The sequence below is a fragment of the Nocardia sp. NPDC050799 genome (genome assembly GCF_040654015.1).
Taxonomy (GTDB): domain Bacteria; phylum Actinomycetota; class Actinomycetes; order Mycobacteriales; family Mycobacteriaceae; genus Nocardia.
In genome coordinates this window covers 1-14,448 of record NZ_JBFAHF010000007.1, presented here as the reverse complement: position 1 = coordinate 14,448, position 14,448 = coordinate 1, and the positions used below count along the sequence as shown (strand labels likewise).

14 protein-coding genes and 1 tRNA gene are annotated in these 14,448 nt (G+C 66.2%); 10 read left to right on the top strand and 5 right to left on the bottom strand.

Going from position 1 to position 14,448, the window contains the following annotated elements; all coding sequences use genetic code 11:
* The first annotated feature begins 467 nt into the window (after nt 1-467).
* The 4 genes from topA (at nt 468) to AB0H42_RS09420 (ending at nt 5,391) form a co-directional block, all read left to right on the top strand.
* Nucleotides 468-3,386: a type I DNA topoisomerase gene (gene topA / locus AB0H42_RS09435; protein ID WP_357052330.1), complete on the top strand. Its 2,919-nt coding sequence runs from the start codon at nt 468-470 to the stop codon at nt 3,384-3,386.
* Between the two features lie 69 nt (nt 3,387-3,455).
* Nucleotides 3,456-3,962 (top strand): DinB family protein, encoded by a 507-nt coding sequence (locus tag AB0H42_RS09430; protein ID WP_357052327.1) that lies wholly within the window; start codon nt 3,456-3,458, stop codon nt 3,960-3,962.
* Between the two features lie 105 nt (nt 3,963-4,067).
* Entirely contained in the window at nt 4,068-5,258 is a 1,191-nt protein-coding gene (locus tag AB0H42_RS09425) for a DNA polymerase III subunit delta' (RefSeq protein ID WP_357052806.1), read from the top strand.
* Between the two features lie 57 nt (nt 5,259-5,315).
* A tRNA-Thr gene (locus AB0H42_RS09420) sits at nt 5,316-5,391 on the top strand.
* 139 nt (nt 5,392-5,530) lie between these two features.
* Here AB0H42_RS09420 and AB0H42_RS09415 read toward each other — a convergent pair.
* Nucleotides 5,531-5,971, bottom strand: a complete 441-nt coding sequence (locus AB0H42_RS09415; RefSeq protein WP_357052325.1) for a VOC family protein — start codon at nt 5,969-5,971, stop codon at nt 5,531-5,533.
* Nucleotides 5,972-6,279: 308 nt separating this feature from the next.
* On the opposite strand from AB0H42_RS09415, the gene AB0H42_RS09410 reads away from it, so the two are divergent.
* Nucleotides 6,280-6,666, top strand: a complete 387-nt coding sequence (locus AB0H42_RS09410) for a DUF1304 domain-containing protein (RefSeq protein WP_357052322.1) — start codon at nt 6,280-6,282, stop codon at nt 6,664-6,666.
* 18 nt (nt 6,667-6,684) lie between these two features.
* Here the strand turns inward: AB0H42_RS09410 and AB0H42_RS09405 are convergent, their stop codons facing one another.
* Entirely contained in the window at nt 6,685-7,275 is a 591-nt protein-coding gene (locus tag AB0H42_RS09405) for a TetR/AcrR family transcriptional regulator (RefSeq protein ID WP_357052319.1), read from the bottom strand.
* An 87-nt stretch (nt 7,276-7,362) separates the two neighbouring features.
* Here AB0H42_RS09405 and AB0H42_RS09400 point away from each other — a divergent pair, with 87 nt between their 5' ends.
* Together AB0H42_RS09400 and AB0H42_RS09395 are read left to right on the top strand one after the other, a co-directional pair.
* Complete coding sequence (locus tag AB0H42_RS09400; RefSeq protein ID WP_357052316.1) at nt 7,363-7,770, top strand: DUF4267 domain-containing protein; 408 nt, start codon at nt 7,363-7,365, stop codon at nt 7,768-7,770.
* A gap of 51 nt (nt 7,771-7,821) precedes the next feature.
* Entirely contained in the window at nt 7,822-8,295 is a 474-nt protein-coding gene (locus AB0H42_RS09395; RefSeq protein ID WP_357052313.1) for a DUF1772 domain-containing protein, read from the top strand.
* Between the two features lie 79 nt (nt 8,296-8,374).
* Here the strand turns inward: AB0H42_RS09395 and AB0H42_RS09390 are convergent, their stop codons facing one another.
* Nucleotides 8,375-8,632 carry a helix-turn-helix transcriptional regulator gene (locus AB0H42_RS09390; protein ID WP_357052310.1) on the bottom strand — a complete coding sequence of 86 codons (258 nt, stop codon included), beginning with the start codon at nt 8,630-8,632 and terminating at the stop codon, nt 8,375-8,377.
* A gap of 683 nt (nt 8,633-9,315) precedes the next feature.
* Nucleotides 9,316-10,614 (bottom strand): hypothetical protein, encoded by a 1,299-nt coding sequence (locus AB0H42_RS09385; RefSeq protein WP_357052307.1) that lies wholly within the window; start codon nt 10,612-10,614, stop codon nt 9,316-9,318.
* A 358-nt stretch (nt 10,615-10,972) separates the two neighbouring features.
* On the opposite strand from AB0H42_RS09385, the gene AB0H42_RS09380 reads away from it, so the two are divergent.
* Nucleotides 10,973-11,602 (top strand): hypothetical protein, encoded by a 630-nt coding sequence (locus AB0H42_RS09380; protein ID WP_157120272.1) that lies wholly within the window; start codon nt 10,973-10,975, stop codon nt 11,600-11,602.
* A 170-nt stretch (nt 11,603-11,772) separates the two neighbouring features.
* Here AB0H42_RS09380 and AB0H42_RS09375 read toward each other — a convergent pair whose 3' ends face one another.
* Complete coding sequence (locus AB0H42_RS09375) at nt 11,773-12,330, bottom strand: hypothetical protein (RefSeq protein ID WP_357052304.1); 558 nt, start codon at nt 12,328-12,330, stop codon at nt 11,773-11,775.
* Between the two features lie 383 nt (nt 12,331-12,713).
* Here AB0H42_RS09375 and AB0H42_RS09370 point away from each other — a divergent pair, with 383 nt between their 5' ends.
* Nucleotides 12,714-13,175 (top strand): hypothetical protein, encoded by a 462-nt coding sequence (locus AB0H42_RS09370; RefSeq protein ID WP_357052301.1) that lies wholly within the window; start codon nt 12,714-12,716, stop codon nt 13,173-13,175.
* Nucleotides 13,176-13,225: 50 nt separating this feature from the next.
* Nucleotides 13,226-14,448, top strand: a 1,223-nt coding sequence (locus tag AB0H42_RS09365) for an NB-ARC domain-containing protein (protein ID WP_357052298.1), incomplete at its 3' end; no start/stop codon positions are given.

The window sequence follows — 14,448 nt, the reverse complement described above, 5'->3', positions numbered from 1 at the left end:
CGCGCGGCGGTGCCATACGGCGTGCTTTCCGGGACGTTTCGTATCTATTGTGGACGCGGGCTTTCCGGGGCCGGCACCTGCCGTATGCTCGGCGGGTAGTGTGGCGCCGACCGGGACCGGAGGGTGGCGTGCCGCCGTGGGGCAGGGCACTCCCATCTCTCGCCACTCGTATCCGTCGAACGTGCTCCGCGCCACGCGCGGACCGGAGGCGGATCGGCCTCCGCGCACACCGGTCAAGTCGATACTGCGGGGATTCGTGACGCACCGTGCGTGCCGACTGTCGGCGCGGCCCTGCATACTGAACGGCATCGACGCGCCATCGCCCGATGGTCGCAACCGTTCGACCACGCGCGGCGTCGAGGTATAAACGTGACTGGTGGTGATGTAAGGCGTCACCATCTGCTCAATCAGCCGCGTCCTGCGTACCGAGCAGTGTTCAGCGGGTCGAGAAGGAAAGGGATTCGCCGGTGGCAACACGAGACCGAAACGCAGCCGAGGCGGGTCGTCCCGTGCGTCGTCTCGTCATCGTCGAATCCCCGACGAAGGCCCGCAAAATCGCGCCCTACCTGGGGCGGGACTATACGGTCGAGGCATCGGTCGGCCATATCCGGGATCTGCCGCGCGGTGCGGCCGATGTCCCGGCCAAGTACAAGGGCCAGGACTGGGCGCGGCTCGGGGTGGACGTCAACAACGACTTCGAACCCATCTATGTCGTCAGCCCGGAGAAGAAGAGCAAGGTCACCGAACTCAAGGGTCTGCTGGCCGACGCCGACGAGTTGTATCTGGCCACCGACCCCGACCGCGAGGGCGAGGCCATCGCCTGGCATCTGCTGGAGACGCTGAAGCCGAAGGTGCCGGTCCGGCGGATGGTCTTCCACGAGATCACCGAGCCGGCGATCCGCGCGGCCGCCGCCGACACCCGCGACCTGGACAACGACCTGGTCGACGCGCAGGAAACCCGGCGCATCCTGGACCGGTTGTACGGCTACGAGGTCAGTCCGGTGCTGTGGAAGAAGGTCATGCCGCGGCTGTCGGCGGGCCGGGTACAGTCCGTGGCGACCCGGGTGATCGTGCAGCGCGAGCGGGAACGGATGGCGTTCCGGTCGGCGGAGTACTGGGATATCGCCGCGAGACTGGATGCCGGCGGCGAAGCCGACTCCGCCAATCCACGCGTCTTCTCCGCCCGCCTCGTCGACGTGGACGGCTCGCGGGTCGCCACCGGCCGCGATTTCGGGTCCGACGGCCGGCTCAAGGCCGATTCCCGGGCGCTGGTCCTGGACGAGGTCCGGGCCCGCCGCCTGGCCGAGGCTTTGCACGGCGCCGACCTGGTGGTGACCTCCGCCGAGTCCAAGCCCTACACCCGCAAACCGTATGCGCCGTTCATGACCTCCACGCTGCAGCAGGAGGCCGGCCGCAAGCTGCGGTTCACCTCGGAACGCACCATGCGCACCGCGCAGCGGCTGTACGAGAACGGTTACATCACCTATATGCGAACCGACTCGACCACGCTGTCGGAGTCGGCGATCAATGCCGCGCGCACCCAGGCCACCCAGCTCTACGGTGCCGAATTCGTGCATCCCACCGCCCGGCAGTACACCCGGAAGGTGAAGAATGCGCAGGAAGCGCACGAGGCCATCCGTCCCGCGGGCGACACCTTCGCCACCCCGGGCCAGTTGCACGCGCGGCTGGACAACGACGAGTTCCGGCTCTATGAGCTGATCTGGCAGCGCACCGTCGCCTCGCAGATGGCCGACGCCAGGGGCACCACCCTCACTCTGCGGATCACCGGTACCGCCGGCACCGGCGAGGAATGCGTGTTCTCCGCCTCGGGTCGCACCATCACCTTCCCGGGCTTCTTGAAGGCCTATGTGGAAAGTGTCGACGAGGAGGCCGGCGGCCAGTCCGACGACGCCGAAACCCGGTTGCCGCAGCTCGCCGAGGGCGAGGGCGTCACCGCCGTCGAGTTGAACCCCGACGGGCACAGCACCAACCCGCCCGCCCGCTACACCGAGGCCTCGCTGATCAAATCGCTGGAGGAACTCGGCATCGGGCGGCCGTCCACCTATTCGTCGATCATCAAGACCATCCTGGACCGCGGCTACGTCTACAAACGCGGTAGTGCGCTGGTGCCGTCCTGGGTGGCCTTCTCCGTGACCGGGCTGCTGGAGCAGTACTTCGGCCGCCTGGTCGATTTCGATTTCACCGCTGCCATGGAAGACGATCTGGACGCCATCGCCGGCGGCCGGGCGCAACGCGGAAACTGGTTGTCCAGCTTCTACTTCGGTGGTGACGACGGCGCCGAGGGCTCGGTCGCGCGGTCCGGCGGTCTGAAGCGGATGGTCGGGGAGCGGCTCGACGATATCGATGCCCGCCTGATCAACTCCATCAAGCTCTTCAGCGACGACGCGGGTCGTGATGTGGTGGTGCGGGTCGGCCGGTACGGGCCGTACCTGGAACGTATGGTCGCCGACCCCGACAATCCGGATGCCGAGCCGACCTCCCAGCGCGCCAATCTCCCCGATGACCTGCCGCCCGACGAGCTCACCCCGGAGGTGGCGGAAAAACTCTTCTCCACTCCGCAGGAGGGGCGCACCCTGGGGAACGACCCGGGCAACGGGCACGAAATCGTGGTCAAGGAAGGACGTTTCGGCCCGTACGTCACCGAGATCCTGCCGGAGACCGACGAGGACCAAGCGGCCAAGAAGACCGCGAAGAAGAACGCGCCGAAACCGCGCACCGGGTCGCTGTTCACATCGATGGACCCGGCCACGGTCACGCTCGAGGACGCGTTGAAACTGCTGTCGCTGCCGCGCGTGGTCGGCAACGACCCGGCCTCCGGCGAGGAGATCACCGCGCAGAACGGCCGGTATGGGCCGTATCTGAAGAAGGGCACCGATTCGCGGTCGCTGGCCACCGAGGATCAGATCTTCAATGTGACCCTCGACGAGGCCCTCAAACTTTATGCCGAACCCAAACGCAGAGGTAGACAGGCCGCGGCAGCCGCGCCGCTCCGGGAACTCGGCAACGATTCCGCCACCGGGAAGCCGATGGTCATCAAGGACGGGCGCTTCGGGCCCTACGTGACCGACGGTGAGACCAACGCCAGCCTGCGCAAGGGCGACGAAGTCGAATCCATCACCGACGAACGCGCTTCCGAACTGCTGGCCGACCGGCGGGCGCGCGGCCCGGTGAAGAAGGCGGCCAAGAAGGCTCCCGCCAAGAAGACTCCGGCCAAGAAGGCCGCCGCCAAGAAGACCACGACCGCGGCGAAGAAAACGACCACCGCGAAAGCGGCCGCGAAGAAGACCGCGGCCAAGAAGGCTCCCGCGAAGAAGGCCCCGGCGAAGCAGTCCGCGGCCCGGTCGTCTTCCCAGAGCGAAGACTAAATGGCGGTTGCCTGTCGGACCGTCGCAGTAACGTCGCGCGCGGATACCGTCCGATGACAAGGAGCGCCGATGCCCGGTAGCCGGGAACGCGAAGATCTCGTCCAACTGCTCGACGAACAGCGTGAGATGTTCCGGATAACGCTGCGGGGTATCGACGACGAGCAGGCGCGGCAGCGGACCACCGCCAGCGAACTGACCCTCGGCGGCCTGCTGCACCACATCATCCGCTGTGAGCGGGATTGGACGAAGGTGCTGGTCGAGCGGGACGAGAACGCCGAAACGAAGCTCGAGGACTACGCGGGCGAATACGTCATCGGGGACGACGAGACGGTCACCGGTCTGCTTGCCGAATGGGAGCGCGTCGCCGCGAACACCGCCGAGATCGTCCGCGCCGTGGACGATCTGGACGCCTCGATTCCCACACCCACCAACCCGTGGGTGCCCGGCCGGGTGTGGTGGTCCGCGCGGTTCCTGATCCTGCACATCCTCCGTGAGATCGCCCACCACAGCGGGCACGCCGATATCATCCGCGAACAATTGGACGGGGCGAACACCACCGCGCAGCGCGCCGGGTAGTCCGGCCGGAGAATTCCGGCAGCCGAGAGCAGGACGGTGGGAGCACCTGTACTGGTGTGCCCCGGTGGCCGGTCGTGGCCGGGTCGAGCGTATTAGGGTGTGAGCGTGGTGGGTGTCTTCGAGCGTCTCGTGGGTCAGGATTCGGTGACCGCCGATCTGACCGCCGCCGCGGTCGCGGGCCGATCCGGTGTGGCCGAGGGCGCCATGACGCATTCGTGGCTGTTCACGGGCCCTCCTGGATCCGGTCGTGAGGTCGCCGCGCTGTGCTTCGCGGCCGCGCTGCAGTGCACCGATCCCGGACAGCCCGGGTGCGGCCGTTGCCACGCCTGCACCACCACCATGGCCGGCACGCACGGCGATGTCCGGAGAGTGGTCCCCGAGGGCCTGAGCATCTCCACCAAGGAGATGCGCGGGATCGTGCAGATCGCGGCCCGGCGCCCCAGCACCGGCCGCTGGCAGGTGGTGGTGATCGAGGACGCCGACCGGCTCACCGAAGCCGCGGGCAACGTACTGCTCAAGGTGGTGGAAGAGCCGCCCCAGCGGACCGTGTTCCTGCTGTGCGCCCCTTCGGTGGATCCCGAGGACATCTCCGTCACCCTGCGATCCCGTTGCCGGCACGTCCACCTGATCACCCCCTCCGCTCCGGCGATAGCCCAGGTCCTGCGTGAACACGACGGCCTCGATCCGGAAACGGCCGACTGGGCGGCCGCAGTGAGTGGCGGGCATATCGGCCGCGCCCGCCGCCTCGCCACCGACGACGAGGCCCGCGCCCGCCGCCGTCGCGCCCTGGACGTCGTGACCGCGGTGGCCCGTGGCACCGCCTACCTCGCCGCCGACGAACTGGTGAAGGCCGCCGAAGACGAGGCGAAACAGCTCAGCGCCGAGCGCGACGAACGCGAACGCGAAGAACTGGCCACCGCCCTCGGTGCCGGCGGTACCGGTAAAGGCGCCGCCGGTGCCACCCGCGGTTCGGCCGGCGTCCTCAAGGACCTCGAACGCCGCCAGAAATCCCGCGCCACCCGCACCGGCCGCGACGCCCTCGACCGCGCTCTCCTCGATATCGCCGGCCTCTACCGCGACGCCCTCGCCATCGCCTTCGGCGATCCCGCCGGTATCACCATGACCCACCCCGATATGGCCGACCGCGCCCGCGAGCTGGCCCAGCGCGTCCGCCCCGAAGGCCTGCTGCGCTCCATCGACGCCGTGCTCGCCTGCCGCGAGGCTCTCGACCAGAACGTCAAGCCCCGTTTCGCGGTGGCCGCCATGGCCGCCACCCTCATCGCCCAAACCTTCTGACCAGCCGTTTTCGCGTTCCCAGGTCGGAGACGATAGACTCGCCACGCCGAAAGGCACGCCGCCTTAGCTCAGTCGGTAGAGCGCTTCACTCGTAATGAAAAGGTCAGGAGTTCGATTCTCCTAGGCGGCTCCAGGTCAGAGGCCCTTTCCCAGTTACAGGGAAGGGCCTTTTTCGTCTCCGGTCCGCCCGGGCAGGGTCATGGCCGGCCCTTCACAAAGGCTCTGGAGGCGCTCGGCGGGCCGAACCCGGTGATGGCGCCCCGCGGCAATTTTCAGCTGAGTTGTTCGGCCAACCCCACGATGATGCTTTCGGGGCCACGGACGTAACAGAGCCGGTAGACATTCTCGTATTGCACCACCTCGCCGACGAGTTCGGCGCCGTGGTGGCGCAGGCGGGCGATGACATCGTCGATATCGTCGACGGCGAACATGACGCGACGGATACCCAGCGTGTTCGCCGGTGCGTCTTTCGGTTCGGGGGTGATGGCCTTCGGCTTGTGGAACTCGGCCAGCTCGATTCGGCCGGGACCGTCCGGGATCCGCAGCATGGCGACGTCCTGCCGGACGTTGTCGAGCCCGATGACGCGTTCCGCCCCACGCCATTCGAGTGGTCCTTTGCCCTCCAGTTCCATACCGAGTTCGACGAAGAACGCGATGGCCGCGTCCAAGTCCTCGACCACGATCAGGACGTTGTCCATACGTTGAATCGCCATGTCAGGTTTCCTTTGGTGTAGCGCGGCGACGGTGCCCGCATCTGCCCCTGGGACGGAGCCGGCACATGACACCGCAGCCGGCGGGCTCGTTGGATGCCACGTGCACATTGTGGACGAACTCAGCCGTGATCACCCTGCGGCGAACGTTTTGCACCGTTTCAGACAGGGTGGCCGGGGGCGCCGCGGCCTGGAAGGGGAGCGATGGCTGCGGCGTCGGTGTTCGCCGGCGCCACAGTCGACCGACCCGCTGGGTGGTGCTGCGGCGATAACCGCTGGTCGGGTTGGCTTGTGGACTAGTGTCGGTGCTCGTGCTCATCGCTATTGCAGTGTTCGCGGCGGTTTCGGCGCTACTCCATGTCTACATCTGGTATTTGGAGTCGTTCGCGTGGACCGGTGCGGCGCGGGGTGTGTTCGGCACCAGTGCCGAGGAAGCGGCGGCGACCCGGGAGCTGGCCTTCAATCAGGGCTTCTACAACCTGTTCCTGGCGACTATCGCCGCGGTGGGGATCGTGGTGGCGGCAGCCGGGAACCGAGGTATCGGGGTGGCGTTGATCTTCGCCGGTACCGGGGCGATGCTGGGTGCCGCGCTGGTGCTGCTGCTCTCGTCGCCGGACAAGCGCGCGTCGGCGGTCAAGCAGGGGGCGGCGCCGCTGGTGACCGTTGCGCTCGGGGTGATCTGGGCGCTCTTCGGTTGAGCGGACGGTCCCGGCGGGTTACGAGTGCTGCGCGGAGCCGGCCTGCTCCAATAGCCGGCTGAGGATTTCCAGCCGGTTTTCGCGCAGGCCCGGGCGCAGGCGTTGGCCGCGTTCGAGGGTGGCCAGGCCGTGCAGTGCGCTCCAGCCGGTTTCGGTGAAGGTTTCCACGTCGTGGTCGCCGGCGAAGGGGGCCAGTGCGGCGACCAGTTCGGCGAACGCGTCGCGTAGGACTTGGGTGGCCTCGGGGCCGAACTTCAGATCGGTGGACATGGCGAACATGGCGTCGTAGACGGCGGGATGCTCGGTGGCGAATTCGATGTAGGCGCGGGCGAGGGCCGCCAGTGCGTCGGCCTCCGACTCGGCGGTGGTCCGGGCGCGGTGCAGGGCTGTGGCGAGTTCGGCGATGCCGTCCTCGGCGACGGCCGTGACGATGGCACGTTTGCCGGCGAAGTGGCTGTAGAGGACGGGTTGGCTGTATTCGATCCGGTCGGCCAGCTTACGGACGGTCACCGCGTCCCAGCCCTCGGTCTCCGCCAGTTCGCGCGCGGTATCGATGATCAGCCGGTGGCGTTCCGCCCGCTCCCGCTCCCGTCTTTTCTGAATACTCATGCTCGAAACTCTAGCACCGCTAGACAAGGGGGTGGCGCTGAGTTATCGTTGCTCCATCCCATAGCACTGCTAGATTTCGGAGCAACAATGATCACCACTCGGCGTATCGCCACCGCACTGTCGCTGATCGGGGCAGCGTTCATCCTCTACATCGGGATCAACTACTTGATCGCTCCCGAGTCGATCGCCACCGGATTCGGCTTGCCCGCGCGGCCGACCGGTGACGCCGCCGCATTCCTGAATCTGAAGGGTGTACGCGACACGGTCAGCGGGATCCTGCTCCTCGCGCTGCTGGCGCTCGGGCAGCGTTTCGCGCTGGGGGTCGTCATGCTTGTCGTGGCCCTGATCCCGGTCGGTGATATGGCCACCGTGCTGGCCTACGACGGCTCCACGGCAACCGCATTCGGGGTCCACGGCCTCACGGCACTGCTCGTGGGCGTCACCGGACTGCTGCTCATCCGCGAGTCCGCTGCGTCCGCCCCCATTCCGGCGTAACTGCCGAATCGACCATTACCAGCTGAAATCCGTAAGACCCAGGAGCCCGCCATGTCCATGTCCATTCAGATCCTCGCCGCCGTAGCGGTTCTCGCCAATGCCGTCGTGTACGGCACCGATGTCTTGGGTGCGCTGGTCATGCGGTCGGTCTATCGCCGGCTCGACGACGCCACCATGACGTTCAGTGCGGGCTGGGGGCATTACTACGCGGATTCGCGTATGCCGCCGGTCGGCGTCACCGGAGTGGTGGCGGCGCTGGGGGCCGCGGTCGTCGCCGCCCTGACCGGTGCTGCCGGTGCCGCTGTTTCCGCGGGGCTCGCCGTACTCGCCCTCGCGGTGTGGCTCGTTCTCTATGTGCGGATCGCCAAGCCGATCAATACGGCACAGAAGGCCGCCGCTCGATCCGGTGTGATTCCGCCGAACGCCCGTGCGCTGCAGGATCGGTGGGACAGCATTCTCTACCCCCGGGTGATCCTGCAGGCCCTCGCTCTGGTCGCATTGCTCGTCACGTTGGTCATTGCTTGAGTGCGATGTTTCCGGGTGGCCGGGCGGGACGAATGTCCGCCCGGCCACCCGCGCTTGTCGGCGGAACCGGCCGGACCGGTCACTCGCCGGCCGGTTCGATTCCCTTGAGTGCCAGCTCCACGAATTCCCGCATCGGAATCTCCAGTGCGGTGCACAGTGCGTGCAGCTGCTGCATATCCGGCGAGCGCTCGCCGTTTTCGAATCGCTGGATTGTGCTGACGGCGAGGCCGGTCAGCGCCGCGAGTTGCTGTCGCGTGAAGTCGCGTCGCGCCCGGGCGGCCCGGAGCTCGGCCCCCACTGCCCGGTTGATCGCCGAAGCCGCCTGTTTTGAACCCATACGGACTATTCTGAGGTCCGAACGGACATGATGCAAATGTCTGATGGGGCGATGTCACTTTCGCGCGATTCCGAAGCTGATCTACGCATCGGCCCTGGGTGAGGCTCTGGAAAGTCCATATAGAACAATTTCCACTCTGAATGGACCATTTGACAAGCCGGCGGCCGAATGGGTGAAGGGCGTGACCCGGAGCCGATCCGACCACGAAAGACCTCATCGAAGGCACGTCACTACCCCTCCCCGGCGTCCGGCCGCTGTCCCATTCTCGCCGTGGCTGCCGGGGTTCCGGTAGTAACCGCCGAAGAAACAACGGATATGGGGCTTGGCATAGATAACGGGGCAGCTTCGCGCACGGATGGAGCGCTATAGCCGCAGGTAGGCAGATGCACTACCCCGGATATCGGGCTGTTATCCCGGGTCCACCTCGGTGATGACCGCAGCCCCCCTGACCAGGGACTGTATCCATATCCGCCCAATTTTCGGCGGTTACTACCGGGACCCCTAGTTTCCGGAGTCGGCATCGCCCGTGCGGAGCATCCGCCCAGGTCGGCGTCCGAATTACCGCACATAGTATGTCACTATCTGCCATAACTGCTTAGCGCCGGATTTCCCGCCGATGTTCCCCGACCCCTAACACCGGTCCACGTGGGGCGCTACGGTGTGACACCCGGCGAGGGCAGGAGCTACTCGCTCTCGGGTCCTTCGGTCAGAGTGGTAGGTAGCTCGAAAAACCCGGCCGACTTCATGAGGGTTTGTCGGGCCACATCCTGGCTGACCTGTCCCGACGTTACGGCCTTGTCGAGAAGAAACAGGTCGCGTGTGTCGAGCACAAGCCCTCCTCCTTGGGCGAAGTCTTCGACGTCTGCGCTGTGGTTGCGCATGAGTGGCCGACGGGTGCTGGGGTCACGATCGCGAAACTGGTTCACGATGTACCACTTGGCCGCGGGCAATTCGCGGTTTTCCACGGCGTACAGCCCTGCGAAACGCTCAATCTTCGGCAGGTCGCCCGGTTTACCTCCAGCTGTGTAGCCCTTGGCTTCAGCTATCGCAGTCCACGACTCCCAACTCACCCGAAGGTCTTCCCGCTTCTCCCGGTTCCCCTGCCCGTCCATGTTGAGGACGGAGAACCCGAGCCGCGTGAACAGCGCTTCGAGCTCGTTGACGAGACCGTCCCCCGTGCCAGTCAGAAGCACTCGTGTGGTGGCGTCGGCAGCTTCTCTCGCTTCCGTAAAATGCGCTTCGGCGGTGGTGACCTTCAGTTCCATCTCCTGAGCGACCCTGTAGGCTTCGGCCTGGCAGCCAGCAAGAGTGGCCGCCGCCTCTATCTCCGCCGGAGTCATCCACTGGGGATCTGCCACCCACTCAGGCTCGGCAGGAAAGATGCCTGGTGCGTCTACAGCCCAGTCTTTGAATGCAGCGAGAACCCAAGGCGTGAAGTCTTCGATCGCGTCCTCAGGTAGGTAGATGCAGTCAAGGGGCCCGTCGTGGGGCCTGTAGCGCATCGCGAAGGCTAAACCGTCGAGGTCGCGCACGAAAGGGGTACAGGCGCGGGTCTCATCTTCATCTCGCCATCGGAACCCCGGCCGCTGTTTCATCTCTTTGAGCGCCGGCACGAGCTGCGTGCGGGTCAGATGTCTCCACTCGCCCTCAACGTCGTCAGGGAGCTCAAGCTCCTCACCGTAGGACGTATCCTCGCCGAACGGCAGATCGATCCCCGGGTAGCTCATGTTCCTTTCGTACTGCCGCACACCTATCGGAGTGCCCCCGATTTGAATCACACGCAGATGCCTGGAATCGCTGCGAAGGACGTCCGGGCGACCCATGCTGACCAGCGCGTCACGACTCTGCCAACGCAAAGGCTGCATACCGTCGTGGTAATCGACCATGCCGGCATACTTCTCTAGAACTGCTGCGAACGGGTGGGAGGAATCGAACCCCTGGACTACGACCCGGGGGCGGGCGTTGTCGTCGTAGATCACCACGGTCGCAACCTACAACTGTCATCCGACGCTCCGCCCGTCAGTACTGATTTCCTGGTCGGGCATCAGCGGACTGCCCCGCGGTGGTCTGCCCGTAACCCCCCGCGCACGGTGAATGAGAGTTCGTCTCAATACCAAGGTTTTGAGACACGTCCAGCTCGTGTGGTCAGGTGGTGTCGAGGTCGGGATGCGGGCGCAGGTCGGTGAGAGGTTGAGCGAGTGCTGCACGCAGCAGCACCCGGAGGGTGAGGGGCCGGGCGAACGCTCTGCCCTGTAGCGGTCCGGTCAGTGGGCTTATCCCGCCGTAAAGTGCGGTTGAAGACGCCGAACGCGAATCGGGCGTGAGGTCACGGTCGTAGAGGTGAGGAGGCCCCCGATCGAAACATCAGGTGCGCAGCTCGGGCATACCGAGGTCGAACGTGGCACTGCCACCGCCCCGGGTTCCGTGGTCTTGGCGGGGACAGCTCTCGGTGTTGCGGTTCTGATGTGCGTCCACCTCGACTGGGCTCCGTTCGTTCAGAATCTGACCGGGCCCGACCAGCTTGTTGCCCTGTTGGCCGGCGGGCTTCTCCTGGGTGTTTCCCTGCTGGTGTGGGCAATCAAGACGTTGTATCTGCTCGGCAGGGAGCATCGGTGGTCCTGGAAGATCGCCGTGGTGCCGGTGATTGTGCTCGCGGGGCTGGTCGCCGGTTCGGTCTTTCAGCCGGCGGGCTTCGATTCCGCACGCCCGGAGATGGACAAGGTCGCGATCGAGATGCTGCGCGAGGATAGACCACATACCCGACAGGACTTGAGTCTCGCCGGGCTCGAAATCAGTTTGGTTCACCGCGCGCCCGATGAACGCGTCTACTTCTACGACGCCGACGGATATGTGGGCTCCACGGTTTCCGGCTGGGTCTACTCACCTGGCGCCGAGCCACTGGGGAGTGGCACCCAACAGTTCGAAAGTATCTCCGGAGACTGGTATTCGTTCGTATTCACTATCTACTGAGCCCCAGCTGAACGGCCGCTGCTGAGCTGGTCGACCTGGTGTCGTAAAACGATGCATTGGTGGACACTGAAGACCGGCATAATCGCTGTTCATCGATATATTTCCCGGAGATTTGATCAAATACACCCCCTTTTATGGACACCCACTTGAGTGGAGGTGGAGACGGTCGCTCAACGGCGCGGCCGAGTTCGATGACCCAGGAGTCGCGCCTGCTCGCTTTTCAGGAGCGCGAACCGCTCGCGGGTGTATCGACGCAGTTCCTGACCAGGGAAGGGGATGAGCGATAGGTGCTCGTCGTAATTGCCGTGCGCCCAGCCGGCGGCGGTGATCTCGTACCCGGATACATGCGCGCAGAGGTCGAGCAGAACCTGCGGCATCTCCTCTTCGATCAGCAGGTCGGCCTTGCTGACCACCACATCGCGCATGGCCTGGATGTTCGGTATGAAGACCGTGCCGGCCCATGTGCGCCACTCGGCGAGTTCGTGCTCGGTCGGCGGGATGTCGTGACGGAAGGGATCGCGGCCGTCGGGTCGGGCGTATCGCTCAGAGAAGGTGTCATAGACACGGCTGTTGGCCTCCATCAGGGCGAACAGGGGTCCGTAGAATTCGCTCAGCTGAAGGTTGACCCGCGTCAGCCGTGCCTGTTTCTGCGCCAGCCGTAGGCCGTTGAGGTAAGTCGCCAGGTACCCGAGGAACGCCAGCCCGACAGTCGTGATCACCGCGGCCATGCCGGTAATCCTAAGCGTCGACGCGCGGGCGTGGGCACGCTTGTAGAGCAACGGGTTTCGCCCTGATCCGCTCGGGCTGCCGAGCGCGCCCCTCACGGTAGAGCGCCTATCCTCCGCCGGGCCGCTTCTTTGAGCTCGGGCCCGCCCGTTGCGGTGCGAGGCCGCCGGGTGTCGTAAAACGATGCGCTCTTGGACACTGTGGCCCTGATCATCGCTGGTCAGCGATCATCGTTGCCTCGCCTCCGTCCAGAAATGCCCTTTTCCTGGACACCATCGAGGGTGCGTCGCATGGTGGTTGGTTGCCAAGGCCGCGCCGCGGTGGTCGTAGGGCGTTGTGCTGGTTTGTCGGTGTCTGGTGGTGGTGTGGATGGGAAGATCGCGGGATGGATCCTGTGACGGCAGTGGTGGTTTCGGCGATCGCGGCGGGTGCGGCGGCGGGGGTGAGTGATACCGCGGCGCAGGTGGTGAAGGACGCCTACCTCGGGTTGAAGGACTTGATCTCGCGTAAGTACCGCGGTGTGGATGTGTCGGGGGTGGAGCGCAAGCCGGAGTCGGAGTCGAAGCGGGCGTCGCTGGCCGAGGACCTCGATGATGCCGGCGCGGCCGGTGATGCGGAGTTGGGGGCGTCGGCGGTCGCGGTCCTGCAGGCGGTGCAGCAGCATCACCCGCAGGTGGTGGGCGCGGAGGTGTCCGGTCTGGTGGCCGCGGTGCTGGAGATCTCCGATATCGCTTCTGCCGGGGACGGTGTGCGGGTGACCGGTAGTGAGATCGCGGGGGCGGTGAGGATCAGCGGGGTGCGTGCGGGTTTTCCGGAGGCGCCGGACCCCGATACGGCGCGGCCCTGACTCCCGGTCCCCCCGCGCCTTCCGCCCCGGCCCCCGCCGGCGGCGGCGCGATGATCTCTTTGACCGGGAACCAGTTCCATGGCGATGTCACCTTCATGGAGGTGGGGGATCGGTCTCGGCCGGTGGTGCATCTGCCGGAGGAGGCGTGGCGGCCGATCGCCGAGGTCGACGCCCCGCCAGGTTTGGACAACCTGCCCGTGAAGCCGGGCGCCAAGTTCGTCGGCCGCGCACACGAACTCGACCGGCTCGATGCCGTGTTGTCGGTTCCGGGCCAGGTGGTGGTGCAGGCGGTGCACGGCCTGGGCGGGATCGGCAAGACCACCCTGGTCGCGCATTGGGCTGCGACCCGTCTCCACGGTCACAGTCCGGTGCGGTGGATCACCGCCGATACCGCTGCCGGTGTCGAGCAGGGGTTGGCGAAATTCGCTGCCGCACTGCAACCCGCCCTGGCACAAGCGCTGGAGGTCGAACAGCTGGCCGACCGCGCCCTGCAATGGCTGGCCACTCATTCCGGGTGGCTGCTGATCCTCGACAACGTCGCCGACCCCGCCGATATCGCCGAGGTCCTGGCCCGCGCCGGAACCGGCCGCATCGTGATCACCAGTCGTCTGGCCTCGGGGTGGCAGCCGGCCACCACGGTCGTACGGCTGGACGTGCTCGATGCGCAGGAGGCGCTGGCTCTGCTCACCGGCATCCTCACCGCGTCCGGCCCCCGCGATTGCGATGGGGCGGCCGAGTTGTGTGCCGAGCTGGGGTTCCTGCCTCTGGCCATCGAACAGGCCGGTGCGTACATGGCGCAGAACCCGCTCACCACACCACGGACATACCTGCGCCTGCTCGCCGAATACCCGGCCGCTATGTACGACCGGACCGCGGTCGGTGCCGACGCCGAACGCACCATCGCCCGGATCTGGCGAGTCGGCCTGGACCGCATCACCGCCGCCGAACCTGTCGCCGCCGACCTCCTCCGCACCCTGGCCTGGTACAGCCCCGACGCCATCCCTCTTACGCTGATCCAAGATTTGGCAGAGCCCCTCGCCCTAGACGGAACGCTCGGTGTGCTCACCGCCTACAGCATGATCACCCCGGACCCGGCCACCGCCACGGTATCGATCCACCGGCTCGTCCAAGCGGTAGCCCGCACCCCCGACCCCGACGATCCCCACCGCAGTACCGAAAAGATCGGCAATGCCCACACCCGCGCCGTCGACCTCCTGCACGCTGCGCTACCCGACTGGGAAGACCCGGCCACCTGGCCTGTTTGGCGGGGTCT